The organism is Citrobacter sp. C6_1, assembly GCF_014596835.2.
GTDB lineage: Bacteria > Pseudomonadota > Gammaproteobacteria > Enterobacterales > Enterobacteriaceae > Citrobacter > Citrobacter pasteurii.
On sequence record NZ_CP115031.1, the window covers coordinates 2434333 to 2460212 of the forward strand.

General features: G+C 51.4%; 28 protein-coding genes and 1 pseudogene. 15 read left to right on the forward strand and 14 right to left on the reverse strand.

Annotated features, from left to right (window positions below; genetic code table 11):
• The first annotated feature begins 2 nt into the window (after positions 1-2).
• Complete coding sequence (gene dtpA, locus IB196_RS11825; RefSeq protein ID WP_040233842.1) at positions 3-1508, forward strand: dipeptide/tripeptide permease DtpA; 1506 nt, start codon at positions 3-5, stop codon at positions 1506-1508.
• A gap of 104 nt (positions 1509-1612) precedes the next feature.
• A complete protein-coding gene (gene gstA / locus IB196_RS11830) occupies positions 1613-2218 on the forward strand; it encodes a glutathione transferase GstA (RefSeq protein ID WP_005127170.1) in 606 nt (201 codons plus the stop codon).
• An 83-nt stretch (positions 2219-2301) separates the two neighbouring features.
• On the opposite strand, the gene pdxY is transcribed toward gstA, so the two are convergent.
• The 5 genes from pdxY to anmK form a co-directional block, all read right to left on the reverse strand.
• Positions 2302-3162, reverse strand: a complete 861-nt coding sequence (gene pdxY, locus IB196_RS11835) for a pyridoxal kinase PdxY (protein ID WP_182290516.1) — start codon at positions 3160-3162, stop codon at positions 2302-2304.
• Positions 3163-3226: 64 nt separating this feature from the next.
• Entirely contained in the window at positions 3227-4501 is a 1275-nt protein-coding gene (gene tyrS, locus IB196_RS11840; protein ID WP_020996426.1) for a tyrosine--tRNA ligase, read from the reverse strand.
• Positions 4502-4627: 126 nt separating this feature from the next.
• Positions 4628-5284 carry a pyridoxamine 5'-phosphate oxidase gene (gene pdxH, locus IB196_RS11845; RefSeq protein WP_005127173.1) on the reverse strand — a complete coding sequence of 219 codons (657 nt, stop codon included), beginning with the start codon at positions 5282-5284 and terminating at the stop codon, positions 4628-4630.
• A gap of 59 nt (positions 5285-5343) precedes the next feature.
• On the reverse strand, positions 5344-5673 hold the full coding sequence (gene mliC / locus IB196_RS11850) for a C-type lysozyme inhibitor (RefSeq protein WP_005127174.1): 330 nt from the start codon (positions 5671-5673) through the stop codon (positions 5344-5346).
• A gap of 87 nt (positions 5674-5760) precedes the next feature.
• Complete coding sequence (gene anmK, locus IB196_RS11855; protein WP_005127175.1) at positions 5761-6882, reverse strand: anhydro-N-acetylmuramic acid kinase; 1122 nt, start codon at positions 6880-6882, stop codon at positions 5761-5763.
• A 274-nt stretch (positions 6883-7156) separates the two neighbouring features.
• Between anmK and slyB the strand changes: the two genes are divergently transcribed.
• Positions 7157-7624 carry an outer membrane lipoprotein SlyB gene (gene slyB / locus IB196_RS11860; protein WP_003029175.1) on the forward strand — a complete coding sequence of 156 codons (468 nt, stop codon included), beginning with the start codon at positions 7157-7159 and terminating at the stop codon, positions 7622-7624.
• A gap of 48 nt (positions 7625-7672) precedes the next feature.
• On the opposite strand, the gene slyA is transcribed toward slyB, so the two are convergent.
• The gene (gene slyA / locus IB196_RS11865; RefSeq protein WP_040233837.1) at positions 7673-8113 is read right to left on the reverse strand and encodes a transcriptional regulator SlyA; all 441 of its coding nucleotides are present in this window, start codon (positions 8111-8113) and stop codon (positions 7673-7675) included.
• Positions 8114-8305: 192 nt separating this feature from the next.
• Here slyA and IB196_RS11870 point away from each other — a divergent pair, with 192 nt between their 5' ends.
• The 3 genes and pseudogenes from IB196_RS11870 to IB196_RS11880 all read left to right on the forward strand — a co-directional run bounded on the left by IB196_RS11870 (position 8306) and on the right by IB196_RS11880 (position 11445).
• Complete coding sequence (locus IB196_RS11870) at positions 8306-8542, forward strand: DUF1656 domain-containing protein (RefSeq protein WP_005127177.1); 237 nt, start codon at positions 8306-8308, stop codon at positions 8540-8542.
• A gap of 2 nt (positions 8543-8544) precedes the next feature.
• Positions 8545-9408, forward strand: a complete 864-nt coding sequence (locus IB196_RS11875; RefSeq protein WP_005127178.1) for an HlyD family secretion protein — start codon at positions 8545-8547, stop codon at positions 9406-9408.
• Positions 9405-11445: pseudogene (locus IB196_RS11880) on the forward strand (FUSC family protein). The gene IB196_RS11875 and the pseudogene IB196_RS11880 overlap by 4 nt, the downstream one beginning before the upstream one ends.
• Here the strand turns inward: IB196_RS11880 and sodC are convergent.
• The 3 genes from sodC to IB196_RS11895 form a co-directional block, all read right to left on the reverse strand.
• A complete protein-coding gene (gene sodC, locus IB196_RS11885; RefSeq protein ID WP_182290520.1) occupies positions 11421-11942 on the reverse strand; it encodes a superoxide dismutase [Cu-Zn] SodC in 522 nt (173 codons plus the stop codon). The pseudogene IB196_RS11880 and the gene sodC overlap by 25 nt on opposite strands.
• Positions 11943-12023: 81 nt before the next feature.
• Positions 12024-12920, reverse strand: coding sequence for an aldo/keto reductase family oxidoreductase (locus IB196_RS11890; RefSeq protein WP_040233834.1), 897 nt, complete (start codon positions 12918-12920; stop codon positions 12024-12026).
• 49 nt (positions 12921-12969) lie between these two features.
• Positions 12970-13209 (reverse strand): DUF1289 domain-containing protein, encoded by a 240-nt coding sequence (locus tag IB196_RS11895; protein WP_040233832.1) that lies wholly within the window; start codon positions 13207-13209, stop codon positions 12970-12972.
• A gap of 101 nt (positions 13210-13310) precedes the next feature.
• Between IB196_RS11895 and IB196_RS11900 the strand changes: the two genes are divergently transcribed.
• The 4 genes from IB196_RS11900 to rnt all read left to right on the forward strand — a co-directional run bounded on the left by IB196_RS11900 (position 13311) and on the right by rnt (position 16309).
• Positions 13311-13910: a TetR/AcrR family transcriptional regulator gene (locus IB196_RS11900; protein ID WP_040233830.1), complete on the forward strand. Its 600-nt coding sequence runs from the start codon at positions 13311-13313 to the stop codon at positions 13908-13910.
• A 54-nt stretch (positions 13911-13964) separates the two neighbouring features.
• Positions 13965-15062, forward strand: a complete 1098-nt coding sequence (locus IB196_RS11905) for an alkene reductase (RefSeq protein WP_005127184.1) — start codon at positions 13965-13967, stop codon at positions 15060-15062.
• Positions 15063-15159: 97 nt separating this feature from the next.
• Positions 15160-15567 carry a lactoylglutathione lyase gene (gene gloA / locus IB196_RS11910; RefSeq protein ID WP_005127185.1) on the forward strand — a complete coding sequence of 136 codons (408 nt, stop codon included), beginning with the start codon at positions 15160-15162 and terminating at the stop codon, positions 15565-15567.
• 94 nt (positions 15568-15661) lie between these two features.
• Positions 15662-16309: a ribonuclease T gene (gene rnt, locus IB196_RS11915; RefSeq protein ID WP_005127186.1), complete on the forward strand. Its 648-nt coding sequence runs from the start codon at positions 15662-15664 to the stop codon at positions 16307-16309.
• Positions 16310-16362: 53 nt separating this feature from the next.
• On the opposite strand, the gene grxD is transcribed toward rnt, so the two are convergent.
• A complete protein-coding gene (gene grxD / locus IB196_RS11920) occupies positions 16363-16710 on the reverse strand; it encodes a monothiol glutaredoxin 4 (protein WP_003832760.1) in 348 nt (115 codons plus the stop codon).
• A 333-nt stretch (positions 16711-17043) separates the two neighbouring features.
• On the opposite strand from grxD, the gene IB196_RS11925 reads away from it, so the two are divergent.
• Positions 17044-17874, forward strand: coding sequence for a C40 family peptidase (locus IB196_RS11925; RefSeq protein WP_005127187.1), 831 nt, complete (start codon positions 17044-17046; stop codon positions 17872-17874).
• Positions 17875-18001: 127 nt separating this feature from the next.
• Positions 18002-18583: a superoxide dismutase [Fe] gene (gene sodB / locus IB196_RS11930; RefSeq protein ID WP_005127188.1), complete on the forward strand. Its 582-nt coding sequence runs from the start codon at positions 18002-18004 to the stop codon at positions 18581-18583.
• A 40-nt stretch (positions 18584-18623) separates the two neighbouring features.
• On the opposite strand, the gene IB196_RS11935 is transcribed toward sodB, so the two are convergent.
• Entirely contained in the window at positions 18624-19793 is a 1170-nt protein-coding gene (locus IB196_RS11935) for an MFS transporter (protein ID WP_005127189.1), read from the reverse strand.
• Positions 19794-19970: 177 nt separating this feature from the next.
• The gene (gene cydH, locus IB196_RS11940; protein WP_003029209.1) at positions 19971-20060 is read right to left on the reverse strand and encodes a cytochrome bd-I accessory subunit CydH; all 90 of its coding nucleotides are present in this window, start codon (positions 20058-20060) and stop codon (positions 19971-19973) included.
• Positions 20061-20357: 297 nt separating this feature from the next.
• Between cydH and purR the strand changes: the two genes are divergently transcribed.
• Positions 20358-21383: an HTH-type transcriptional repressor PurR gene (purR, locus tag IB196_RS11945; RefSeq protein ID WP_005127190.1), complete on the forward strand. Its 1026-nt coding sequence runs from the start codon at positions 20358-20360 to the stop codon at positions 21381-21383.
• Here purR and punR read toward each other — a convergent pair.
• Positions 21380-22312 carry a DNA-binding transcriptional activator PunR gene (punR, locus tag IB196_RS11950; RefSeq protein WP_005127191.1) on the reverse strand — a complete coding sequence of 311 codons (933 nt, stop codon included), beginning with the start codon at positions 22310-22312 and terminating at the stop codon, positions 21380-21382. The genes purR and punR overlap by 4 nt on opposite strands.
• Positions 22313-22425: 113 nt before the next feature.
• Here punR and punC point away from each other — a divergent pair, with 113 nt between their 5' ends.
• Together punC and cfa are read left to right on the forward strand one after the other, a co-directional pair.
• Positions 22426-23631 carry a purine nucleoside transporter PunC gene (punC, locus tag IB196_RS11955; RefSeq protein WP_188232221.1) on the forward strand — a complete coding sequence of 402 codons (1206 nt, stop codon included), beginning with the start codon at positions 22426-22428 and terminating at the stop codon, positions 23629-23631.
• 290 nt (positions 23632-23921) lie between these two features.
• Positions 23922-25070 (forward strand): cyclopropane fatty acyl phospholipid synthase, encoded by a 1149-nt coding sequence (cfa, locus tag IB196_RS11960; protein WP_005127193.1) that lies wholly within the window; start codon positions 23922-23924, stop codon positions 25068-25070.
• Positions 25071-25111: 41 nt separating this feature from the next.
• Here cfa and IB196_RS11965 read toward each other — a convergent pair whose 3' ends face one another.
• Entirely contained in the window at positions 25112-25759 is a 648-nt protein-coding gene (locus IB196_RS11965; protein ID WP_188232206.1) for a riboflavin synthase subunit alpha, read from the reverse strand.
• Positions 25760-25880: the final 121 nt, after the last annotated feature.

The following is a 25880-nucleotide window of genomic DNA, read 5'->3' on the forward strand; positions in this document are numbered from 1 at the left end:
AAGTGTCTACTGCAAACAATAAACCAACAGAAAGCGTCAGTTTAAACGCCTTCAAACAACCAAAAGCGTTCTATCTCATTTTCTCAATTGAGCTGTGGGAACGTTTTGGTTATTACGGCCTGCAAGGGATTATGGCCGTCTACCTGGTTAAACAACTGGGCATGTCAGAAGCGGATTCCATCACCCTTTTCTCCTCCTTTAGCGCCCTGGTATATGGTCTGGTTGCGATTGGCGGCTGGTTAGGTGATAAAGTTCTGGGTACAAAACGCGTCATTATGCTGGGTGCCGTTGTCCTGGCCATTGGTTATGCGCTGGTTGCATGGTCTGGTCACGATGCGGGTATCGTTTATATGGGCATGGCGGCCATCGCGGTCGGTAACGGTCTGTTTAAAGCAAACCCATCATCTCTGCTCTCTACCTGCTATGCCAAAGATGACCCGCGTCTTGATGGTGCATTTACCATGTACTATATGTCCGTCAACATCGGTTCATTCTTCTCGATGCTGGCAACGCCGTGGCTGGCTGCGCGTTACGGCTGGAGCACCGCGTTCGCACTGAGCGTCGTGGGTATGCTAATTACCGTTGTTAACTTCGCATTCTGCCAGCGCTGGGTTAAACAGTACGGTTCCAAGCCTGACTTTGAACCCATCAACTTCCGCAACCTGCTGCTGACCATTGCAGGTGTTGTGGTGCTTATCGCGATTGCAACATGGCTGCTGCACAACCAGGGCATTGCCCGTATGGTTCTGGGTGTTATCGCCATGGGTATCGTGGTTATCTTTGCGAAAGAAGCGTTCTCTATGCAGGGTGCTGCACGTCGTAAAATGATCGTCGCCTTCATTCTGATGCTGGAAGCCATTATCTTCTTCGTGCTGTACAGCCAGATGCCGACGTCTCTGAACTTCTTTGCGATTCGTAACGTTGAACACTCTATTCTGGGTATTGCTTTCGAACCGGAACAGTATCAGGCACTGAACCCGTTCTGGATCATCATCGGTAGCCCAATTCTTGCTGCTATCTATAACAAGATGGGCGACACTCTGCCGATGCCGACCAAGTTTGCAATTGGTATGGTGCTGTGCTCAGGCGCATTCCTGATCCTGCCGCTGGGTGCCAAATTCGCGACCGATGCTGGCATCGTTTCCGTTAACTGGCTGATCATCTGCTACGGTCTGCAAAGTATCGGTGAGCTGATGATTTCTGGTCTGGGTCTGGCGATGGTGGCACAGTTGGTTCCACAACGTTTGATGGGCTTTATTATGGGTAGCTGGTTCCTGACCACTGCCGGTGCCAACATCATCGGTGGTTACGTGGCTAACATGATGGCGGTTCCGGAGAATGTGACCGATCCGTTGATGTCCCTCGAAGTCTACGGTCGCGTGTTCCTGCAGATTGGTGTTGCAACGGCGGTTATCGCTGTTCTGATGCTGCTGACGGCGCCAAAACTGAATCGTATGACTCAGGACGATGACGTCAGTGAGAAAGCCGCTAAGGCCGCAACAGCGTAATTCTCAGGGAAACTTAATTTCAGGCCGCTAACTGTTGTTAGCGGCTTTTTTTTTGCTCCAGGTAGCACTACCATACGGTATACCTCAGCCAAAAGGAGTTACCGATGAAACTGTTCTACAAACCGGGCGCTTGTTCTCTTGCTTCCCACATCACACTTCGTGAGAGCGGTAAAGATTTCACGCTGGATGGTGTTGATCTGATGAAGAAACGTCTGGAAAACGGCGACGATTTTTTCGCGGTAAACCCGAAAGGACAAGTTCCCGCCCTGTTGCTGGATGACGGTACACTACTGACCGAAGGCGTCGCCATCATGCAATATCTGGCAGACACCGTTCCAGACCGTCATCTCCTGGCTCCTACCAGCAGTCTCTCCCGCTACAAAACTATCGAATGGCTTAACTATATCGCTACAGAGCTACATAAAGGTTTTACCCCACTGTTCCGCCCGGATACGCCAGAGGAGTACAAACCAACCGTACGTGCATTACTTGAGAAAAAAATGCAGTATGTGAACGAATCGCTGAAAGACAACCCGTGGATTTGCGGCGCACGCTTCAGCATTGCTGATGCCTATCTGTTTACCGTGCTGCGTTGGGCGTATGCGGTTAAGTTGAATATGGCAGGATTAAGCCATATCGAAGCGTATATGGCGCGCATGGCTGAGCGTCCGGCAGTTTCCGCAGCGCTTAAAGCGGAAGGATTAAATTAATTGTTGTTGCCGGGTAGCGCTTGCGCTTACCCGGCCTACAGTCAACCCCAGGCCCGATAAGCGTGAGCGCCATTGCATATTGATTACAGCTGAGTGGCGCTAAAGTAGTGTTCAGGCCTGGCGATACGATCCTGTGCGGCAACCACCTGCAGCTCATACTCCTGCATCTCTTTGGTGGCGATCATAATTTCGTACACTGCCGCAGTCACATGCTCCAGCGCCTGCTGCAATGAAGCTCCCTGCAACAGTTTAACCAACAGCAAGCCACTGGTGACGTCACCAACGCCAACCGGTTGGCGTGTGCCAAAATCAACAAGCGGACGACTGATATGCCACGCCTGATCAGCGGTGACCAACAGCATCTCAAAGCGATCTGCGCTCATGCCTGCACGGGCAAGATGCTTAACCAGCACAATTTCCGGCCCCTGAGCAATCAGTTCACGGGCCGCCATCACCGCCTCATCAACATTGTTAACCGCATGCTCGCACAGAATTTCGAGTTCAATCAGATTTGGCGCGATAATGTCGCTGGCCGGAAGTGCGTGACGAACATGAAATTCCGCAACGCCAGGCGCCACGATGCACCCTTTTTCAGGATGACCCATCACTGGATCGCAAAAGAATTTCGCCTGAGGATTTGCCGCTTTCACTTTGCGCACAATTCCCAGAATATGCTCACCCTGCTCAGCGGATCCCAGATAACCACTCAGCACCGCATCGCAGGTCTGCAGTTTATCGATATCAGCAATGCCCTGAACAATTTCAGTCAGGTGACTGGGCGGCATAACACAGCCGGTCCATTTACCGTACTGCGTGTGGTTAGAAAACTGAACTGTGTTGAGCGGCCAGACATTCGCGCCAAGACGACGCATCGGAAATTCGGCAGCACTGTTGCCGGCATGGCCAAAAACAACGTGGGACTGGATGGCGAGGATATTCTTCATTTTACTTACCACAACCCTAAAAAAATAAAGGGGCGTAGTTTCCCACGCCCCTGCTGACTTTTACTTATTTCCAGCAAATCAGACAGTAGTTCTTTTTGCCACGGCGCAGTAAGGTGTAGCGTCCGAACAAAATATCACTGTCCTGGAAGAAATATTCCGGGTCAGATTGTTTCTCACCATTAATGGTGACCGCATTCGACGCAATGGTCTTACGCGCCTGACCGCGAGAAGGCTGCAGTTCAGAATCCACCAGCGCCTGCATCAGGTCAGCACCCTTGTCCATTTCGATCATCGGTACACCATCCTGCGCCAGCTGTTCGAAGTCCGCTTCGCTCAGGTCGCTCAGGTTGCCATTGAACAGGCTTTCGGTAATGCGTTTCGCCGCCACTAAACCTTCTTCGCCGTGAACCAGACGCGTTACCTGCTCAGCCAGAACATACTGGGCACGCGGCGCTTTACCGCTGTTCTTATCTTCTTCTTCCAGCGCATTGATCTCTTCAATGTCCATAAAGGTGAAGAATTTCAGGAAGCGATATACGTCCGCATCAGCCGTGTTGATCCAGAACTGGTAGAACTTGTATGGGCTGGTTTTCTTCGGATCCAGCCAAACTGCGCCACCTTCCGTTTTACCGAATTTGGTACCGTCAGCTTTAGTGATCAGCGGAACCGTCAGGCCAAATACCTGATTCTGATGCAGACGGCGGGTCAGATCGATACCAGAGGTAATGTTACCCCACTGGTCAGAACCGCCAATTTGCAATGCCACGCCATGCAGTTTATTCAGGCAGGCAAAATCATAACCTTGCAGCAGGTTATAAGAAAACTCGGTAAAGGAGATCCCCTGATCGTCACGGTTCAGACGCTGCTTCACCGCTTCTTTGTTGATCATCTGGTTTACGGAGAAATGTTTGCCGATATCACGCAGGAAAGTCAGTACATTCATACCGCCAAACCAGTCGTAGTTGTTCGCAGCAATCGCCGAGTTGTCGCCACAGTCGAAATCGAGGAACGGTGCCACCTGTTTGCGGATTTTATCCACCCACTCCTGCACGGTATCTTCAGTATTCAGTTTACGCTCGGCGGCTTTAAAGCTCGGATCGCCAATCAGACCCGTTGCACCGCCTACCAACGCAACAGGCTTATGGCCTGCCTGCTGGAAGCGTTTCAGGCATAACAATGGAACCAGATGCCCCAAATGCAAGCTGTCAGCGGTAGGATCGAAGCCGCAATAGAGCGCGATCGGGCCTTGCGCCAGTCGCTCTGCTAACGCTTCCTCGTCCGTCACCTGGGCCACCAGCCCCCGCTCTTGCAATTGTTTAATCAAGTTACTGCTTGCCATCAAAATCTCCATGTATAAAACGACTGCACCTTTGCCGGTACACGACTTTTCGCCTGATGCGAAAGAGACATAGAATAAAGCGCCGGATTCATCAGCACCAGCGCTTAAAACAAGAATTTTGCATCTTTAGGGGGCCAGACGGTCAATTTTCCACGCGTCATCTTCACGTTGGTATAAAAAACGGTCGTGCAGACGGTTTTCGCCACCCTGCCAGAACTCCATTTGTTCAATGCTTACGCGAAAGCCGCCCCAGAAACTCGGCAACGGAACTTCCCCTTGCTGAAACTTCTGCTTCAGCTCAAGAAATTTACTTTCCAGAATTCCGCGTGCGGAGATCCGACTGGACTGCTTAGAAACCCAGGCGCCAATCTGGCTATCGCGCGGGCGACTGTGGAAATATTTTACCACCTCAAGCGTGGACAAGCGTTCGGCCTTGCCGATGACCATCACCTGCCGTTCCAGCGTATGCCAGGGGAATAACAGGCTGATGCGCGGATTGTTCTCGATCTGGTGCGCCTTACGGCTGCCCATGTTGGTATAAAACACCAGCCCTTTGTCATCATAATGTTTGAGCAACACGATTCGCTGGTACGGCTGACCGTTTTCATCGACTGTTGCGACGACCATAGCGGTAGGGTCTGCCAGTTTGGCATCACAGGCTTGCCCCAGCCAGCGCTCAAACAGCGCGAGGGGTTCGGCGGGAAGATCGCGGCGGCGAAGACCGCCTTTCGTGTATTCACGGCGCAGATGCGCGATTTGCTGCAATTCGTCGTTATCAGACATGATGTTGGGCTACGGATTGTCAGTGGGTGACGCTATTGTGCGCCGCCCAGGTGAAAATCTCAACGCTTCGGGTTCTGTAACTGACAGTTATTCAGCACAATTCTGTCTCGTTTATAGACCGTCGCGCTGTCTCCTTTAGACCAGAAGACGTAGATACCATCTGTGTAGCGTGCACCCGATGCCGACACGCCCTGTTTGAGATTCAATAGTTGATTATCATAAACAAAGCTCGCCACCTGTCGGGTATTATTCAATTTTACGGTAAGCGGTTTTTCATCACAGCGATATTCGAGCGTATCCGTTTGCATACGCTCGACAAATTGGTTGTACACACTACAACCGGTAAGCAATACGGGCAGACACACTAATAACAGTTTTTTCATAGCCATATCCTGAAGACTTTCCTGGTCCCGGAGGGCAAAAACACCCTCCCTAACATCCCTAGTTTATCGGTATAGCGCCTGAAATAATTTCAGTTAACTCTGAGTTCGTGGATTGGCGGGGAAAATAGCCCCTAAAACGCTGGGCTCAGACGCGCCAGTCACAGAAGGCAGGTTGCCCGGCAGTCCCGCGAGTGTACGCCACGCCAGCCAGGCAAAGGCTAACGCTTCCATATCATCACCACTGATCCCGGCTTCATCGGTGGAGGTCACTTCCGTACCCGGCAGCAGCGCCGCCAGACGCATCATAAGAAGTGGATTGCGACTACCGCCGCCACATACCATCAACCGTTCACACCCACCGCTCAACTGGACCTGCTCGGAAATCGTCACGGCCGTCAGTTCAGCCAACGTCGCCTGTACGTCTCGTGGGCTAATTCCCGGAAACTGCGCCAGATGGCGTTCAATCCAGCCATAATTGAAATATTCGCGCCCCGTACTCTTTGGCGCTGGTGCAGAAAAATACGGATCGTTAAGCATCGTTTGCAACAGCGGCAGAATCACTGTACCCGAGCAGGCCCACTGCGCATCTTTATCATAAGGTTGGCCACATTGCCGCCAAATCCACGCATCCATCAGCATATTGCCCGGACCGGTGTCGTACCCCCGAACCGGTTGTTTTGGAATGAGCAGAGACAGATTGGCAATACCACCAATATTTAACACCATCCGGCGTTCCGTTGGATGCGCCAGCAACGCCTGGTGAAAAGCAGGAACCAGCGGTGCCCCCTGTCCACCCAACGCGATATCGCGCCGACGAAAATCGCCGACCACCGTTACCCCGGTACGCGCTACAATCTGGTTGTTATCACCAATTTGTAGCGTATGTGGCGCAACTCCTGTCGGTTCATGCCACACGGTTTGCCCATGACAGCCGATCGCGACAATATCCTGCGGTTTTAATTTTTCCTGCTGCAGCAACGCGTTCACCGCATCAGCGAACAAACGCCCCAACTGCGTGTCCAGTTGACCGTATTGGGAAAGCGTCAGTTGCTGCCCCTGACAAATATCCAGAATGGCCTGTTTTACATGAACGGGGATGGGCCATGTCAGACTTGCCTGCTGCGCAACCATCGTTTCATCTATCGCCGCCAGCACAACATCCACACCATCAAGACTGGTTCCAGACATCACTCCGATAAAACGGCCCGATTTCATACGTCATCCTTTTTAGCAAATTAGCCTTGACACTCCACCATAAAGTGTCGACTAATTCCATGCTTCCTTGATGATTTTTGCAGGTTAATCTTTCCAGTAACCGCTAAATTCCATCACCGTGATGAATGATTCGTTTATACTCGGTTAACCCGATTTCGGTTAAGATTTTCATATTGTTCCAGTAGAACATGTGACCTTAGACTCACAAATGCCATATAATTTAGCCATGAGGAGTGCTTTATTAGCGTTTCGTGGTGACAAAGGAGATTTGTAAATGATTAAACGTGTGCTGATTGTTTCATTAATGGGCGTATCTTTAGCGGGCTGCGTTAACAATGATAGCCTTTCAGGTGACGTGTATACCGCATCCGAAGCGAAACAAGTTCAGAACGTTACCTACGGTACGATTGTTCATGTTCGTCCGGTGCAAATCCAGGGTGGTGACGACGCAAACGTGATTGGCGCTATTGGTGGTGCTGTGCTGGGTGGGTTCCTCGGTAACACCGTAGGCGGCGGTACCGGTCGTTCATTAGCGACAGCTGCAGGTGCGGTTGCTGGTGGCGTAGCAGGCCAGGGCGTACAAGGCGCGATGAATAAAACCCAGGGCGTAGAACTGGAAATTCGTAAGGATGACGGTAATACCATCATGGTGGTTCAGAAGCAGGGTGCGACCAAGTTCTCTGCGGGTCAGCGCGTTGTTATGGCTAACAATGGTAGCCAGGTTACCGTGTCTCCACGTTAATAGAATTCACGTGTGGTCAGCCTCTGGCCACACGTCGTTTTGATCGCTTTATCCCTGCGACTGCAGTTCAATGATATTGTGTTCCAGTCTGGCGACCAGTTTTATCAGCAGATCAATCTCCTCAGTTGAAATCCCTTCCAAAATTTCGCCGCGCGTTTTGTTGATAACCGCTTCCATATCAGCAATCAGCGGTTCGGCCTTCTCCGTTAATTTGATTCTCTTTGCCCGACGATCGCTGGCGCAAGTCTGTCGTGAAATGAGTCCCTTTTCTTCTAACTGGTCGAGCGTACGCACCAATGAAGGCTGCTCAATACCAATCGCCTTAGCCAGTTGAATCTGTGATTGATCCGGTGGCAACTGATGAATGTTGTGCAGCGTAACCCAATGCGTCTGCGTCAACTCCAGAGGTTTCAGGCGATGGTCAATCAGAGCACGCCAAATGCGCACCAACCGTGCCAGATCAGAACCTAATGGCGATTCCAATTTCATCTCCTTATAATTAGCTTGCTAAGTTATTGTGCTGATTTTAGAATAGTGTGCAGCATTTGTATTCCCAAAACAAATGTATTGCCAAATTTGCTTACCGGATGACATTTTTTCAGACATTATGCGTTACAGAGACACATTGTCCCTTTTTTTGCTAAACCTATAGCAACGCTCTTTTCGCCAAGGATTTTGCCCGTGAAGTTTATGTTTAATGCAACAGGATTGCCCCTACAAGATTTAATGATCGGAGCATCTGTCTACTTCCCCCCTATATTCAAGGCGTTTGTTGCAGGATTTATCCTCTGGCTGGTTGTTCATCGCCTGCTACGCGACTGGATCTATTCTGGCGAAATCTGGCATCCCCTGTTAATGGATCTGTCCCTCTTTACGCTTTGCGTGTGTCTGGCCTTTGTCATGTTGATTGCGTGGTGATTATGTCGCTTAAAACCGTTAAATACTTCTCCACTATTATAGTCGCTGTCATTGCCGTCCTCGCCGGGTGGTGGATGTGGAATTACTATATGCAATCGCCGTGGACGCGTGACGGAAAAGTCCGCGCTGAACAGGTCAGCATCACACCGCAAATCTCTGGCAGCATTAGTGAACTCAACATTAAAGATAATCAACTGGTTAACAAAGGCGATGTTCTTTTTGTTATCGACAAGACCCCTTTCCAAATTGCTGAGCTGAACGCACAGGCTCAGTTGGCTAAAGCACAGTCCGATCTGACCAAAGCCGATAATGAAGCCAAACGTCGCCGCAATTTGTCGCAAAATTTCATCTCAGCAGAAGATTTGGACAGCGCACTACTCAATGTAAAAGCCATGCAGGCGACCTTTGCCACAGCCCAGGCCAGCTTGCGCTATGCCCAGTGGCAACTGGCACAAACGGTAGTCAAAGCCCCTGTCACAGGCTGGGTCACCAATCTATCAACCCGTACCGGAGACTACGCCTCAACGGGTAAACCGCTGTTTGCTCTGGTCGACAGTCACTCTTTTTATGTCATGGGGTATTTCGAAGAAACCAAGCTACGCCACATTCAAGACGGGGCACCTGCACTAATCACACTCTACAGCGGCAACATCAAGTTACAGGGTCACGTTTCCAGCATTGGTCGCGCTATTTATGATCAGAGTGTGGAAAGTAATTCCGGTCTGGTTCCTGACATTAAACCAAACGTTCCGTGGGTTCGTCTGGCGCAGCGGGTTCCCGTTCGTATCGAATTTGATACCCTTCCGCACGATGTTACGCTGGTTTCGGGGACAACCTGTAGCGTGTCCATCGGTCAGCAAAAATGAAACTGCCCCACCTGACACCAGCCAGTTTGCCGTGGTTTAAAGCCACGAGCGGACAGTGGCGTTACGCGCTGCGTAATACCATTGCGATGTGTCTGGCGCTAACCTTCGCCTATTACCTCAATCTGGACGAACCCTACTGGGCGATGACATCAGCAGCGGTAGTCAGTTTTCCAACCGTTGGTGGCGTGATAAGCAAAAGCCTGGGGCGTATCGCGGGCAGTTTACTTGGTGCAACGGCCGCATTGATTATAGCCGGCCATACCCTCAATGAACCCTGGCTGTTTCTGTTGAGCATGTCAGTCTGGATCGGTTTTTGTACCTGGGCGTGCGCGCATTTCACCAACAACGTGGCCTACGCTTTTCAACTGGCAGGCTATACCGCGGCGATTATTGCGTTTCCAATGGTGCATATTACAGAGGTTACGCAACTGTGGGATATCGCCCAGGCACGTGTGTGCGAAGTCATCGTCGGGATCCTCTGTGGTGGCTTGATGATGATGATCCTGCCCAGTACATCCGATGGCACCACGCTGCTGACCGCATTGAAAAATATGCATGCACGTTTGCTGGAGCATGCCAGTTTACTCTGGCAGCCAGAAACTACAGATGCTATCCGCACCGCCCATGAAGGGGTGATCGGCCAAATCCTGACAATGAATCTGCTACGTATTCAGGCGTTCTGGAGCCACTACCGTTTTCGCCGTCAAAATACCTTGCTCAATGCGTTGTTACACCAACAGTTGCGGTTGACCAGCGTAATTTCCAGTCTGCGGCGGATGCTACTGAACTGGCCCAATCCCCCGGCAAATACCCGGGATGTCATCGAGCAGTTGCTGAGCGCATTGGTAAAACCCGACACCGACAGCTACGCCGTCGCGCGGATTATCGCCCCGCTGTGCCCCGTCGATCAGCATGACTATCGGCACGTCGCCTTCTGGCAGCGTCTGCGCTATTTTTGCCGTATCTATCTGAAAAACAGCCATTATCTGCGCTTACTGGAAAAGGGTGCCACGGTCGATACTATCAATGTTGAGCGTACGCCGGGTCTTGCCCGTCATACCGATAACGCGGAGGCTCTCTGGAGCGGATTGCGTACCTTCATTACGCTGATGGCGATCGGCGCGTGGAGCATTGGCGCACAATGGGAGTCAGGCTCCGGGGCCCTGACGCTTGCCGCCATCAGCTGCGTGTTGTATTCCGCCGTAGCGGCCCCCTTCAAATCACTCTCTTTGCTGATGCGCACGCTGATCCTGCTATCGCTGTTCAGTTTTGTGGTGAAATTCGGTCTGATGGTACAAATTACCGATCTCTGGCAGTTCATTCTGTTTCTCTTCCCGCTGCTTGCCACCATGCAGTTGTTAAAATTACAGATGCCGAAACTGGCGGGGCTTTGGGGACAGCTGATCGTTTTTATGGGATCGTTCATCGCGGTGACCAATCCTCCCGTCTATGATTTTGCAGGTTTTTTGAATGACAATACGGCGAAGATCGCGGGCGTCGCGCTGTCGTGGCTGGCTTTTGCCATTCTGCGGCCAGGTTCTGATGCGAGAAAAGGCCGCCGTCATATTCGCGCGTTACGGCGTAACTTTGTCGATCAACTTAGCCGCCATCCGTCACTCAGTGAAAATGAGTTTGAGTCACTGACCTATCATCATGTCAGCCAGCTTAGCAATAGTCAGGACGCGCTGGCACGACGCTGGCTATTGCGTTGGGGGGTGGTTTTGTTGAACTGCTCACACGTGGTATGGCAACTGCGCACCTGGGAGGCGCGTTCAGATCCGCTCGCTCGCGTCAGAGACGTGTGTATCTCGCTGCTCCGCGACGTGATGAGTGAACGTGGCGTGCAGCAACGTCCGCTGAATGCCACGCTTAATGAACTCCAGCGCATCTGCGATACGGTCGCCCACCATCATCAACCTGCCGCACAAGAACTGTCTGCGCTTGTCTGGCGGCTACACTGCTCGCTTTCACAGCTCGAACAAGCGCCGCCGCCGGGTACGCTAAGCCGTTGATTACTTGATAACCCCGCAGGCGTAGCGCGCTCCGCCACCGCCAAGCGCTTTCGGTTGATCGGACATATTATCGCCGCCCACATGGATCATCAGCGCCTTACCTTTTACCTCGTCGAGCGTTTTGAGCCGCGGTGCAACAACCGGCGTTGTCGCATTCCCTTCGTTATTTACCACCAGCAATGGCAGGTCGCCCATGTGGCCTGCGCCTTCCGGACCTTCATGCTTGCCAGTTTTATGCGGATCATAATGACCGCCAGCCGATTCTGCTGCCGAGGCTTTACCCTCTTTGATAGCGGGTTGGCAACTGCCGTTAGCATGCACATGAAAACCATGTTCACCTGGCGGCAGTGCTTTAAGATCAGGCGTAAACTCCAGCCCTTTTGCGGATTCGGCAATGGTGACAGTACCAATTTCCTGGCCAACGCCCTGCGACGTCACCAGATTCATCACCACTTTCTCACTGGCAGCCTGTGCACCTGCACAGGCCAATAACGTGATGATGGCTAAACTCAAACGTTTCATACAACCTCCGTCATCCAGGTGTCTGACTGATAAGTGTAATCCAGTGACATAAATTTGAACGACAGAACGCTGAATACGTGATTAAGGCACGTCGTAACCGAGCGCCGCTTTACGAATACGGAACCACTGCTGGCGAGACATGTTCAATGACTCTGATTCAATTGCAGCACGCACACGTTCGATTTTCCCCGAGCCAATTATCGGCAGTGGCTGCGACGGCAGACGCAGGATCCACGCATACACTACCTGTTCTATGGACTGCGCATTCAGTTCTTCTGCTATCACGGTCAGTTCATTACGCAGCGGCTGGAAGGCGTCATCATTGAAAAGACGCCCACCGCCCAGGCAAGACCAGGCCATTGGGCGGATACGCAGTTGTTGCAGCTGATCTAACGTCCCATCCAACAGGAGAGGTTGATGCACAGGTGAAATTTCGACCTGATTGGTTGCCAGGGTAAAGGGTAATCGCGATTGCAGCAGTGAAAACTGTGATGGCGTGAAGTTAGAGACACCAAAATGGCGCACCTTACCGCTATGATGTAATGTCTTGAAAGCTTCCGCCACATCGTCTGCATCCATTAACGGATCGGGGCGGTGGATCAACAGCAGATCAAGACGATCGGTTGCCAGCAGCTTCAGAGACTGTTCGGCACTGGCAATAATATGGGCGCTGTCAGTGATGTAATGACCCAGCGCGTTTTCCTCTTTCGCCGTCGTAGCAATACCGCATTTGGTAACAATCTGCATTTTTTCACGCAGGTGCGGCGCCAGTTTCATCGCCTCGCCAAACGCCGCCTCACACTGGTATCCGCCATAAATATCCGCATGATCGACTGTCGTGACACCGAGATCGAGATGCTCCTCAATAAAGCTGACTAGCTGACGCGCGGACATATTCCAGTCCATCAGACGCCAGTACCCCATCACAAAGCGCGAAAATTCCGGGCCTTGCGGCGCAATAGTAATACGCTGAACCATAGCAGCTTCCTTATAAGTGAATGTGCATCGAGTATACGCAATTACGCTGTTAAAAGAGTGAAGGTTGTTGCGGTTCTTCCGGCGGGTTGGATTTGTTTGCGCGTAATTTACGCACCAGGCGCTGGCGACAAAGCCGCAGCACTTCCTGCTTCTCGGCATCGCTCATCTTTTGCCAGTTGAAACGCTCATCCCGACTGCGAAAACAGCCACGGCAAAAGCCGCGTTCGTCGGACTGACATATTCCACGGCATGGGCTCTGGACGGGGAAAAACTCCAGCTGTTCGGCCACATCCCCTCCTGTAGTAAGATTGATATACTTATTGAAGACGTTAACTGAATTTCTCGCAAGGGCTATTGCATTAGACCGACTGGTCTATTACACTTCTTCCCATGAACAAAGTCACTGAACACGATACACGCGAACATCTGCTGGCGACTGGCGAACTGCTGTGTATGCAGCGCGGCTTCACCGGCATGGGCTTAAGCGAACTACTGAAAACCGCTGAAGTTCCTAAAGGTTCGTTTTATCACTATTTTCGCTCTAAAGAAGCGTTCGGCGTCGCGATGCTGGAACGCCACTATGCGGCCTATCATCAGCGACTGGCTACGCATTTTGACACAGGGGCGGGGAATTACCGCGACCGCATCCTGGCCTACTATCAGGAAACCCTGAACCAGTTTAGCCAGCACGGGATTATCAGCGGCTGTTTAACCGTTAAGCTGTCTGCCGAAGTGTGCGATCTATCAGAGGATATGCGCACGGCGATGGATAAAGGCGCGCGGCACATTATTGCACTGTTAGCGCAGGCGCTGGAGAAAGGTCGGGGCAATCACTGTCTGTCCTTTGTTGGCGAGCCGTTACAGCAGGCACAGGTGCTGTATGCGCTGTGGCTGGGCGCCAACCTGCAGGCCAAAATATCACGTAGTGCCACACCGCTGGAAAACGCGCTGGCTCACGTTAAAACCATCATTACAACGCCTGCCGTTTAACAGGCGTTTTTATTTCCCTTATTACTAGACGACCGGTCTATTCAGGAGTGCCACATGTCATCTGAAAAACTGTTTTCCCCACTGAAAGTGGGCGCCATTACGGCAGCGAACCGCGTATTCATGGCGCCACTGACGCGTCTGCGCAGCATTGAGCCGGGCGACATCCCTACTCCGCTGATGGCCGAGTACTATCGCCAACGTGCCAGTGCAGGGCTGATCATTAGCGAAGCTACACAGATTTCAGCGCAAGCGAAAGGTTATGCCGGAGCGCCAGGTTTGCACAGTGATGCACAAATTGCTGCGTGGAAAAAGATTACGGCGGCTGTACACGCTGAGCAGGGCCATATTGCCGTTCAGCTGTGGCATACCGGGCGTATCTCCCACTCCAGCCTGCAGCCAAACGGTCAGGCTCCGGTTGCGCCGTCCGCCATCAGTGCCGGGACCCGAACTTCTCTGCGCGATGAAAATGGACTGGCCACACGTGCCGATACCTCAATGCCACGTGCGCTGGAAACCGAAGAAATCCCAGGCATCGTGAATGATTTCCGCCAGGCGATTGCCAATGCGCGTGAAGCCGGTTTTGACCTGGTTGAGCTGCACTCTGCTCACGGTTACTTACTGCACCAGTTCTTGTCGCCAACCTCAAACCAGCGTACCGATCAATACGGCGGTAGCGTTGAAAACCGTGCTCGTCTGGTACTGGAAGTCGTCGATGCAGGTATTAAAGAATGGGGTGCCGATCGCATTGGTATCCGTGTTTCCCCTATCGGCTCGTTCCAGAACGTCGACAACGGCCCGAATGAAGAGGCTGATGCTCTGTACCTGATCGAACAATTGGGCAAGCGCGGCATTGCTTATCTGCATATGTCCGAGCCAGACTGGGCTGGCGGAGAACCGTATTCAGACGCGTTTCGCGAGAAAGTTCGCGCGCGTTTCCACGGTCCGATTATTGGCGCGGGCGCCTATACGCCAGAGAAAGCCGAATCATTGATCGAGAAAGGTCTGATCGATGCTGTTGCCTTTGGTCGTGCTTACATTGCTAACCCGGATCTGGTTGCCCGTCTACAGCGTAAAGCCGAGCTCAATCCACAGCGTGCGGAAAGTTTCTACGGCGGCGGTGCTGAAGGCTATACCGATTATCCTACCCTGTAACCTCACAAACTCAGTTCTGCCATTGATAGCGGCGTTATAACGCCGCTATACTAAAACAACATTTTGAATGTATTAGCCATTTTCGAAGGGGAAAAAGATGCGTTTACTTCATACCATGCTGCGCGTGGGTGACCTGCAGCGTTCCATCGAGTTTTACACCAACGTGCTGGGCATGAAGCTGCTGCGTACCAGCGAAAACCCTGAATACAAGTACTCTCTGGCCTTTGTCGGCTACGGCCCGGAAACCAGCGAAGCGGTGATCGAACTGACTTATAACTGGGGTGTCGATAAGTATGAGCTGGGCACAGCCTACGGTCATATCGCCCTGAGCGTAGATAACGCGGCACAGGCCTGTGAACGTATTCGTCAAAACGGCGGTAACGTGACGCGTGAAGCGGGCCCGGTAAAAGGCGGCACAACAGTGATCGCGTTCGTTGAAGATCCGGACGGTTACAAAATTGAGCTGATCGAAGAGAAAGACGCCGGCCGCGGCCTGGGCGACTAACCTCCCCTCGGGCGCAGATCGTCTGTGCCCGTAGTTTTATACTCATCATTTTGCCATAATACGCGCTGCAATTTTCCCGTATTAAGAGACCCAGATGTCCGATAACGCTCAACTTTCCGGTCTGTGTGACCGTTTTCGTGGTTTTTATCCTGTCGTCATTGATGTCGAAACAGCAGGATTTAACGCCAAAACCGATGCGCTGCTTGAAATTGCCGCCATCACACTGAAAATGGATGAACAAGGCTGGCTGATGCCGGACATGACGTTACATTTCCACGTAGAGCCGTTTGAAGGGGCGAATTTACAGCCGGAAGCCCTCGCCTTTAACGGTATTGACCCTAACAATCCGCTACGTGGTGCGGTCAGCGAATATGACGCACTACACGCCATCTTCAAAATGGTGCGCAAAGGGATTAAAGACAGCGGCTGCAATCGGGCGATCATGGTGGCGCATAACGCTACTTTCGACCACAGTTTCATGATGGCCGCAGCAGAACGTGCCTCGCTCAAACGTAATCCGTTTCACCCCTTCGTCACCTTTGATACGGCGGCATTAAGCGGCCTGTCGTTGGGGCAAACAGTACTGTCAAAAGCCTGTCTGGCAGCAGGAATGGAATTTGACGGGAATCAGGCGCACTCGGCGCTGTATGATACCGAACGGACGGCCGTACTGTTTTGCGAAATTGTTAACCGCTGGAAACGCCTCGGCGGCTGGCCTCTGCCAGTGCCCGAAGAGGCGTAACGGCGGCATAAAAAAAGCGACCATCACAGGTCGCTTTTTTATTTCCGCTAAAATTACTCAGCGTCCGGCTCTTCGGTTTTGTATTTCGCCGCAGTTTCTTTAATCAACTGCTGCAACTCACCGCGCTGGTACATTTCAATTAAAATGTCACAGCCGCCTACCAGTTCACCATCAACCCACAGCTGTGGGAAAGTCGGCCAGTTGGCATATTTCGGCAGCTCGGCGCGAATATCCGGGTTCTGCAGAATATCAACATAAGCAAAACGTTCACCACAGGCGGACAACGCCTGCACTGCCTGAGCAGAGAAACCGCAGCTTGGCAGTTTTGGGGAACCTTTCATGTACAGGAGAATCGGGTTTTCAGCGATCTGGCGCTGGATTTTTTCGATAGTGGTGCTCATTATCTTGCTTCCTTAAACTTCTTTTACGGCAGTAGTCTGCATTGTAGCGGGTCAGGCAGGTAACGGAAAATAACATTTTCATTACGCGATATTATTTTATCGCCTGTCGTTAAAAGTTGCATTCACAATCTCATTTATCCGCATGAAGCCTGTGGATTTGATTATCTGTTCACCAATTACGCCCTGAATTGCTGTTTTTTTTTGCGGTCGGTTACGAAACGTAGTTTTAAACGAAAAAAGCTATTAACTTTCCCTCTTTCTATAGATTAGAATCGTCAAGTTTTGAAAATCACACGCAGGCACGATAGACCTGCCTTACCAGAGGACTGCTCAGTGGCGCGGATAAACCGAATCTCGATCACGCTCTGTGCTTTACTTTTTACCACACTGCCTTTTACGCCTATGGCTCATGCTTCCAAGCAGGCCAGGGCGACACCTACCGCTTCCCACACCGTCAAGACGGTAGATAAAAAGAAAAGCGCAACAGCCAGCCAAAAAGCAACAAAAACCAACAAGAAAACGGCGACAAAAAACACCAGTAAAACCAGTACGAAAACGGCTTCCTCCTCAAAAAAACGCACAGCGACTCCGGCAAAATCGACGAAAACAGCAAACCGTCGCAGTAAAACAGCGGCAATGCACCCTCCCGCCGTCATCTGGACTGAAAAATGTACCCCGCGCAAAGGTCATAAGCCACGTTGTGTAAAAGTGAAGACGACTGCGCCAACAGCCGTTGCTGATGTACATAAAGTGAAAGTACAGAAAGCGACCAAAACCGCCATGTCTACCCTGATGAACCAAATCGGCAAACCTTACCGTTGGGGGGGCACCTCACCCAGAACCGGTTTTGATTGCAGCGGGCTGGTTTATTACGCATACAAAGATCTGGTGAAATTCCGCATTCCGCGTACCGCTAATGAAATGTATCACCTGCGCGACGCTGCGCCGATTGAACGTGGTGAACTGAAAAACGGTGATCTGGTCTTCTTCCGCACGCAAGGTCGCGGTACCGCCGACCACGTTGGCGTCTATGTCGGCAATGGTAAATTTATCCAGTCTCCACGCAGCGGTCAGGAAATTCAAATAACCTCTCTGAGCGAAGATTACTGGCAACGCCACTACGTGGGCGCTCGCCGTGTGATGACGCCGAAAACAATTCGCTAAAAACTTACCCTACAGAATATGCTGTAGGGTAAGTTCTTCTTTTGCATAACCTTTCAATTTGCTACCCTATCCTTACTCACAATGAGGCTATTGTGTGTACTCAATATAAATAATAAGGAGAGAAGCAATGTCGTTCGAATTACCTGCATTACCGTATGCCAAAGATGCTCTGGCACCGCACATTTCTGCCGAAACGCTGGAATACCACTATGGCAAACACCATCAAACCTATGTGACTAATCTGAATAACCTGATTAAAGGCACCGCGTTTGAAGGTAAATCACTGGAAGAGATCGTACGTAGCTCTGAAGGTGGTGTATTCAATAACGCTGCACAGGTATGGAACCACACGTTCTACTGGAACTGCCTGGCACCAAACGCAGGTGGCGAGCCGACCGGTAAACTGGCCGAAGCGATTACCGCCTCCTTTGGCAGCTTTGCAGACTTCAAAGCTCAATTCACCGATGCCGCTATCAAGAATTTCGGTTCTGGCTGGACCTGGCTGGTAAAAGGAACGGATGGCAAACTGGCTATCGTGTCCACCTCCAACGCAGGTACACCGCTGACGACTGACGCGACGCCGCTGATGACCGTTGACGTGTGGGAACATGCTTACTACATCGATTATCGTAATGCCCGTCCTGGCTACCTGGAACACTTCTGGGCACTGGTGAACTGGGAATTTGTTGCGAAAAACTTCGCAGCATAAAATGACAGCGCAGAAGGGATTCCCTTCTGCGTTTTTGTTTTTAATTCGTTGCGTTGCAGACTTCTTCCGCTTGTTTCCTTGCCGAGACAAAGACCAGCAGTAGCGCAAGCCCTGCCACCATCGCCCCCATTACCGGTACGAAACTGTAGCCCAACCCTCCGGAAATTACCGCCCCACCAGCCGCCGCTCCCAGGGCATTCCCCAGATTAAACGCGCCAATATTAACTGACGATGACAATCCAGGTGCCTCGCTGGCAACGCGCATCACACGCATCTGCAGCGGCGGAACCACCGCAAACGTTGCTGCGCCCCACACCACCATACTCACGGCCGCACCCAGCTCATTACGAGCAAGGAAAGGTATCGCCAGCATAATCATCATCAGCAACAGTAAAAAGCCTTTCAGTGTACCGTTAACCGAACGGTCAGCCAGTTTACCGCCCAGATAGTTACCGATAGAGAACCCAACGCCAATCAGCACCAGCATACCGGTGACAAACGCCGGCGTAGCATGAGTAATGCTATGCAGCACGGGTGAGATGTAGGTATAAAGCGTAAACATCGCACCGGCCCCCAGAACGGTCGTCAGTAAAGCTGACACCACTTGTGGACGCATTAACACCGCCAGTTCTTTGCGCACATCAGGGCGCTCACCAGCCCCGCCTTGCGGTAACGAGAAGAACAGGCTGACCATCGCGATAACACCCAGTCCCGCCGTCGCCATAAAGGACATTCGCCAGCCGATGGTTTCCCCAAGCCAGGTTGCCGCGGGAACACCGCCAATATTCGCGATAGTTAACCCCATAAACATCGTCGCAACGGCGCTGGCCTGTTTATGTTTGGGGACAACGCTTGCCGCCACAACCGAACCGAGGCCAAAAAATGCCCCGTGGTTAAGACTGGTCAAAATGCGCGACAGCATCAGCGTCGTGTAATCCGGAGATATCGCCGAAAGCACATTACCCAACGTAAAAATGGCCATCAGGAAGATAAGCGCATTGCGACGCGCACGATGGGACAGAAGTAATGTCATCAGCGGTGCGCCAACCATCACGCCTACCGCATACGCGCTGATTAACATCCCTGCTGCCGGAATTGAAACATCCACGCCTTTGGCAATGACGGGTAACAATCCCATGGGAGAAAATTCGGTGGTGCCAATGCCAAACGCTCCGATCGCCAGCGCCAGTAAAGGATAATTTATTTTCATCTATCGACTCCGTAACGTCGAGCCTTGGCACGACACATCATAAGAGTCAAAAGCATGACATTGATCGCAAAATTAATAAAGTTAACAAAACTGCAAAAGACTTTTGCTTATTTGCAAAAAATAGGACGAAAAAGGTAAGCAGAAAGGATGAGGGAGAGCGAACTCCCTCGGGGGAAATCAGTGCAGTGCTGCAGTCAGGCCACCCGCGACAATCAGGCCCAGAACAATTATGGTCGTCACTAACGAAAATTTCAGATCGGTGCTCATCAAGTTTTCTCCTTTTTATTCCCACACAAAAAGTGATATTGCGCATTTTTACACACTTGAAAGCAAAAATCTCTCACGATTTATATTGATAACTGCTTTTAACTCTTCCCCTTTTCGTTAAGATCAGACAAAATTCCACGCTTACTTGATTAGCGTACCGGCCATTGACCCCTTCCTGACGTTCCGTGTCGTTTTCCCGGCGTGCCGCAACCCTGACGTTGCGTTGAGGGTGTGTGAAGGCAAACGTTTACCTGGAGTATTCTCAGGAGCTTAGGATATGGTCTGGAGTGAGATGTAATGGCAACTATTAAAGATGTAGCGAAGCGAGCAAACGTTTCCACTACAACCGTATCACACGTAATTAACAAAACGCGCTTTGTCGCGGAAGAAACGCGCAACGCTGTCTGGGCAGCGATTAAAGAACTGCACTATTCTCCGAGCGCAGTAGCGCGTAGCCTGAAGGTGAATCACACCAAATCGATCGGTTTGTTGGCAACCAGCAGCGAAGCGGCCTATTTCGCTGAAATTATTGAGGCAGTTGAAAAAAATTGTTTCCAGAAAGGCTACACGCTGATTCTGGGCAACGCCTGGAACAGTCTCGAAAAACAGCAGGCTTATCTGTCGATGATGGCGCAAAAGCGCGTTGATGGCCTGTTGGTAATGTGTTCAGAGTATCCGGAATCACTGCTTTCCATGCTCGAAGAGTATCGCCATATCCCGATGGTGGTCATGGACTGGGGCGAGGCCAAAGCCGACTTTACCGATACCGTCATTGATAACGCCTTCGAAGGCGGTTACATGGCGGGCCGGTATCTGATTGAACGCGGTCATCGTGAGATCGGCGTGATCCCGGGACCTATGGAGCGTAATACCGGCGCAGGCCGCCTGGCTGGCTTCATGAAAGCGATGGAAGAAGCGCTGATTAAAGTCCCCGAAAACTGGATTGTGCAGGGTGATTTCGAACCTGAATCCGGCTACCGCGCTATGCAGCAAATCATCTCCCAGTCGCATCGCCCAACCGCCGTATTCTGTGGTGGCGATATTATGGCGATGGGTGCGCTGTGTGCTGCAGACGAGATGGGGCTGCGCGTACCGCAGGATATCTCAGTTATCGGTTACGATAACGTGCGCAACGCCCGTTACTTCACCCCTGCGCTGACAACCATCCATCAGCCAAAAGATTCACTGGGTGAAACGGCCTTCAACATGCTGTTAGACCGAATCGTGAATAAACGTGAAGAGTCGCAGTCTATCGAGGTGCACCCACGCCTGATAGAGCGTCGTTCCGTTGCCGACGGTCCATTCCGCGATTATCGTCGTTAAGACTGTTGTGTGGGAGCCTCATCCGGCTCCCGCAGCCACTCTTTATTCAGCGTCTCACTATCCCCCAGGTAGTCCAGTAACCAGCTCAGTGCAGGCGACGTATCATTCTGCTGCCAGGTCAGGCAACAAGCGGCATCCGGGAACGGATTTTCCAGCTGTAACGCCACCCATTTACCGCCATCGATCCACGGTTTTGCAAAATGCGTCGGCACCATCCCGACACAGAGTCCGGCTGACAAGCAGGTAGCCGAGGATTCCCAGTCAGGCACAACGACGCGTTTTTGGTTGTCCAGCAGCCATGTAATACGTTTCGGCAGTGTGCGGGACGTATCTTCGCGTACCAGCGATGGCCAGTTGCGCAACGTATCGTCACTGAGCGGTCCTGGCATTGCCGCCAACGGATGATGACTGGCCACCACGCAACTCCAGCTCAGCATTCCCATATCCCGGAACGTATAGCGCCCCCCTACCGGAATGGCCTGCGTTGCTCCGATAGCTAACTCCACGCGACCATCCGAAAGCGCGTCCCAGACGCCATTAAACACCTCCTGAAAGACCAGAAGTTCTACATCATCGAAATGGCGGTAGAAATCCACAATCATCTGTCGGGTCCGTTCTGGACGCACAATATTATCTACCGCAATCGCCAGTTGTCCTCGCCAGCCATTGGCGATTTGTTGACATTGCTGACGGGTGATCTGCATTTTTTTGATAACAGACCGGCCTTCTTTTAAAAACCACGCGCCAGCAGGCGTTAATTCCACGTCCCGATGACGACGTTCAAAAAGAGGCACAGCCAGCCATTCTTCCAGTTGACGCACAGTGTAGCTTACCGCCGAAGGTACGCGGTGCAACTCCTGAGCTGCGGAACTAAAGCTACCGTTGCGCGCCACCGCATCAACCACCTCAAGTGAATATTCCGACCACATATTCTGCCTGCAAAAAATTTGAAATCAGTAAACAAATATTAGCGTTTCACAGCAAGAATTTCACTCACTACACTCAGCGGCATTGTTCTACTGCTTAAAAAAGAGAAATGATGATGCAACCTGGGAAAGGGTTTTTAGTCTGGCTGGCGGGTCTTAGCGTGCTCGGCTTTCTGGCAACAGATATGTATCTGCCCGCCTTCGCCGCAATTCAGTCCGATTTACAGACACCCGCCTCTGCCGTGAGTGCCAGCCTTAGTTTGTTCTTAGCGGGATTTGCCGTCGCACAACTTTTGTGGGGGCCACTCTCCGACCACTATGGTCGCAAACCGATTTTGCTGCTGGGTTTATCTATCTTTGCTCTGGGTAGTCTGGGCATGCTGTGGGTTGAAAACGCCACAGGCCTGCTGGTACTACGCTTTGTCCAGGCCGTTGGGGTTTGTGCGGCATCGGTTATCTGGCAGGCGCTGGTCACCGATTATTATTCGTCACAAAAAGTAAACCGTATCTTTGCCACCATTATGCCGCTGGTTGGATTGTCTCCTGCACTTGCACCGTTATTAGGCAGTTGGATCCTGGTACATTTTTCCTGGCAGGCCATTTTTGCCACCCTTTTTGCGATTACCCTGATCCTGATGCTGCCGGCTCTGCGCTTAAAACCAACGACTAAAGCGCGCGACGACAGCCAGGATAAACTGACATTCGCCACCCTGCTGCGCTCGAAAATCTATCGTGGGAACGTATTGATTTATGCCGCCTGTTCCGCGAGCTTCTTCGCATGGCTGACGGGCTCCCCGTTCATCCTCAGCGAAATGGGCTACAGCCCGGCAGTGATTGGTCTGAGCTATGTTCCGCAAACTATTGCATTTTTGATCGGGGGTTACGGCTGCCGCGCGGCACTGCAAAAATGGCAGGGTCGCCAGCTGCTGCCATGGTTACTTATCCTGTATGCCATTAGCGTCGTAGCGACCTGGGCGACCGGCTTTATTCACCATGTTGCTCTGGCTGAAATCCTGATCCCATTCTGCGTGATGGCGATTGCCAACGGGGCAATCTACCCTATCGTTGTCGCTCAGGCATTACGGCCGTTCCCGCAGGCGACAGGACGCGCAGCCGCATTGCAGAATACGCTGCAACTGGGGCTATGCTTCCTGGCAAGCCTTGTAGTTTCCTGGCTGATCGCCACCCCGCTGCTCACCACCACCAGCGTGATGCTGACTACGGTGCTACTGGCGGCCGTAGGGTACAAAATGCAGTCACAGGCTGAGAACACATCCTTGCCGGATGAGAGCGCGCAAATTGCACACGGCGAGTCACATTAATCATTGCCGTGGGCACTTAGTTAGTCCGCTAACAATTATCGGTTGAATAGCCAAAAATTCAGGCCTATACTAATTTTCGGTTGTTAATAAAACGATAAGATTTATAGAGTAACGGGAACAAGCAGGTTCCCGTTTTTCCATGGATGGCCTTTTCGGCAAGGGTTTCTCCCTTCCTCTGTTCTACGTCGGATTATAGATTCGCGGATTAAATCCGTGAGATTTCTCACAAAGCCCAAAAAAGCGTCTACGCTGTTTTAAGGTTCTGATCACCGACCAGTGATGGAGAAGCTATGAGTTCATCATGTATAGAAGACGTCAGCGTACCGGATGATGACTGGTACCGAATCACCAATGAGTTATTGAGCCGTGCAGGCATTACCATTAATGGCCCGGCACCGGCAGATATTCGCGTTAAAAACCCCGACTTTTTCAGACGCGTGTTACAGGAAGGATCGTTGGGTTTAGGTGAAAGTTATATGGACGGCTGGTGGGAATGCGATCGGCTGGATATGTTTTTTAACAAAGTCCTGCGTGCAGGTCTTGAAAGCCAACTCCCCCGCCACTTCAGAGATACGCTACGTATCGCAACGGCCCGTCTGTTTAATTTACAAACCAAAAAACGTGCCTGGGTCGTTGGCAAGGAACACTACGATCTTGGCAACGATCTCTTTACCCGCATGCTTGATCCCTACATGCAATATTCCTGCGCCTACTGGAAAGATGCCGATACCCTGGAATCTGCCCAGCAGGCGAAGTTAAAAATGATTGCCGAGAAATTGCAATTGAAACCAGGTATGCGCGTACTCGATATTGGCTGCGGCTGGGGAGGCTTGTCCCAGTTCATGGCGTCACAATACGGGGTGAGCGTGACTGGCGTGACTATCTCGGCAGAACAGCAAAAAATGGCGCAGACGCGCTGTGAAGGGCTGGATGTCACGATTTTGCTGCAGGACTACCGTGACCTCAATGACCGGTTTGACCGTATCGTTTCCGTCGGTATGTTTGAGCATGTGGGACCGAAAAATTACAACACCTATTTTGACGTTGTTGACCGTAATTTAAAGCAAGACGGTCTTTTTTTGCTACATACCATCGGCTCTAAAAAAACCGACAATAATGTTGATCCGTGGATCAATAAATACATCTTCCCGAACGGCTGTTTACCGTCAGTTCGTCAGATTGCCAACGCCAGCGAGCCACATTTCGTGATGGAAGACTGGCATAACTTTGGTGCGGATTACGATACCACCCTGATGGCCTGGCATGAGCGTTTCATGACCACCTGGCCAGAAATTGCCGACAACTATAGTGAACGCTTTAAACGGATGTTCAGTTATTACCTGAATGCGTGTGCTGGCGCATTTCGCGCGCGCGACATCCAGCTGTGGCAGGTTGTGTTCTCTCGTGGCGTTGAACACGGGCTCCGTGTTCCCCGTTAGACAGCATCGCCCCCGAACTACCGGGGGCTTTTTATTCCGATTTAAACGCCCGCTTCGCCAGTAACATTACTCATAGCGCTTTCACGTGCGGCCAATACACGTTCAACCGTATCAACAACGGCCTGTGTTTGCGGGTCGATTTCGATATTGACTCGCGCACCCAGTTTTTTCTTGCCAAGCGTCGTACGTTCCAGGGTTTCCGGGATCAAATGCACGCAAAAGCGTGTCGGTGTGACTTCGCCTACCGTCAGGCTAATACCGTCAATACCGATAAATCCTTTGTACAGGATATATTTCATCAGCGACGGATCCTGAACTTTAAACCATAACTGACGATTATTTTCAGAGGTCAGGATTTTGGATACTTCAGCGGTAGTCATAATATGGCCTGACATCAGATGTCCGCCGATCTCATCGCTGAATTTTGCCGCACGTTCAACGTTGACCAACTCCCCGACTTTCAGGTCACCCAAATTGGTGATTCGCAGCGTCTCTTTCATCAGATCGAAGCTTATCTGGTTACCGTTAATTTCGGTCACCGTCAGACAACAGCCGTTGTGTGCCACCGATGCGCCGGTCTCCAGCCCATCCAACATGTATTCAGGTAACTCCACTACATGTGTGCGAAAATTTGGTTTTTCATCAATCGACACCAGTTTCGCGGTGCCCTGCACAATACCCGTAAACATACCTGTAACTCCTGAACTCAATTAAGACATCTCTGCTGTGCACAATAGCAGGTGGAAAATCAGGTTGCCAGCAATGCGCCACTCCCGCCTATTTTTTCACTGGAGAAATACAGATTCCTCG

Bases quoted from the DNA above. Each gene is read 5' to 3' on its own strand.
- gstA (WP_005127170.1), top strand. From the start codon at position 1,613: ATGAAACTGTTCTACAAACCGGGCGCTTGTTCTCTTGCTTCCCACATC.
- pdxY (WP_182290516.1), bottom strand. From the start codon at position 3,162: ATGAAGAATATCCTCGCCATCCAGTCCCACGTTGTTTTTGGCCATGCC.
- tyrS (WP_020996426.1), bottom strand. From the start codon at position 4,501: ATGGCAAGCAGTAACTTGATTAAACAATTGCAAGAGCGGGGGCTGGTG.
- pdxH (WP_005127173.1), bottom strand. From the start codon at position 5,284: ATGTCTGATAACGACGAATTGCAGCAAATCGCGCATCTGCGCCGTGAA.
- mliC (WP_005127174.1), bottom strand. From the start codon at position 5,673: ATGGCTATGAAAAAACTGTTATTAGTGTGTCTGCCCGTATTGCTTACC.
- anmK (WP_005127175.1), bottom strand. From the start codon at position 6,882: ATGAAATCGGGCCGTTTTATCGGAGTGATGTCTGGAACCAGTCTTGAT.
- slyB (WP_003029175.1), top strand. From the start codon at position 7,157: ATGATTAAACGTGTGCTGATTGTTTCATTAATGGGCGTATCTTTAGCG.
- slyA (WP_040233837.1), bottom strand. From the start codon at position 8,113: ATGAAATTGGAATCGCCATTAGGTTCTGATCTGGCACGGTTGGTGCGC.
- IB196_RS11875 (WP_005127178.1), top strand. From the start codon at position 8,545: ATGTCGCTTAAAACCGTTAAATACTTCTCCACTATTATAGTCGCTGTC.
- sodC (WP_182290520.1), bottom strand. From the start codon at position 11,942: ATGAAACGTTTGAGTTTAGCCATCATCACGTTATTGGCCTGTGCAGGT.
- IB196_RS11890 (WP_040233834.1), bottom strand. From the start codon at position 12,920: ATGGTTCAGCGTATTACTATTGCGCCGCAAGGCCCGGAATTTTCGCGC.
- IB196_RS11900 (WP_040233830.1), top strand. From the start codon at position 13,311: ATGAACAAAGTCACTGAACACGATACACGCGAACATCTGCTGGCGACT.
- IB196_RS11905 (WP_005127184.1), top strand. From the start codon at position 13,965: ATGTCATCTGAAAAACTGTTTTCCCCACTGAAAGTGGGCGCCATTACG.
- gloA (WP_005127185.1), top strand. From the start codon at position 15,160: ATGCGTTTACTTCATACCATGCTGCGCGTGGGTGACCTGCAGCGTTCC.
- rnt (WP_005127186.1), top strand. From the start codon at position 15,662: ATGTCCGATAACGCTCAACTTTCCGGTCTGTGTGACCGTTTTCGTGGT.
- grxD (WP_003832760.1), bottom strand. From the start codon at position 16,710: ATGAGCACCACTATCGAAAAAATCCAGCGCCAGATCGCTGAAAACCCG.
- sodB (WP_005127188.1), top strand. From the start codon at position 18,002: ATGTCGTTCGAATTACCTGCATTACCGTATGCCAAAGATGCTCTGGCA.
- IB196_RS11935 (WP_005127189.1), bottom strand. From the start codon at position 19,793: ATGAAAATAAATTATCCTTTACTGGCGCTGGCGATCGGAGCGTTTGGC.
- cydH (WP_003029209.1), bottom strand. From the start codon at position 20,060: ATGAGCACCGATCTGAAATTTTCGTTAGTGACGACCATAATTGTTCTG.
- purR (WP_005127190.1), top strand. From the start codon at position 20,358: ATGGCAACTATTAAAGATGTAGCGAAGCGAGCAAACGTTTCCACTACA.
- punR (WP_005127191.1), bottom strand. From the start codon at position 22,312: ATGTGGTCGGAATATTCACTTGAGGTGGTTGATGCGGTGGCGCGCAAC.
- punC (WP_188232221.1), top strand. From the start codon at position 22,426: ATGCAACCTGGGAAAGGGTTTTTAGTCTGGCTGGCGGGTCTTAGCGTG.
- cfa (WP_005127193.1), top strand. From the start codon at position 23,922: ATGAGTTCATCATGTATAGAAGACGTCAGCGTACCGGATGATGACTGG.
- IB196_RS11965 (WP_188232206.1), bottom strand. From the start codon at position 25,759: ATGTTTACGGGTATTGTGCAGGGCACCGCGAAACTGGTGTCGATTGAT.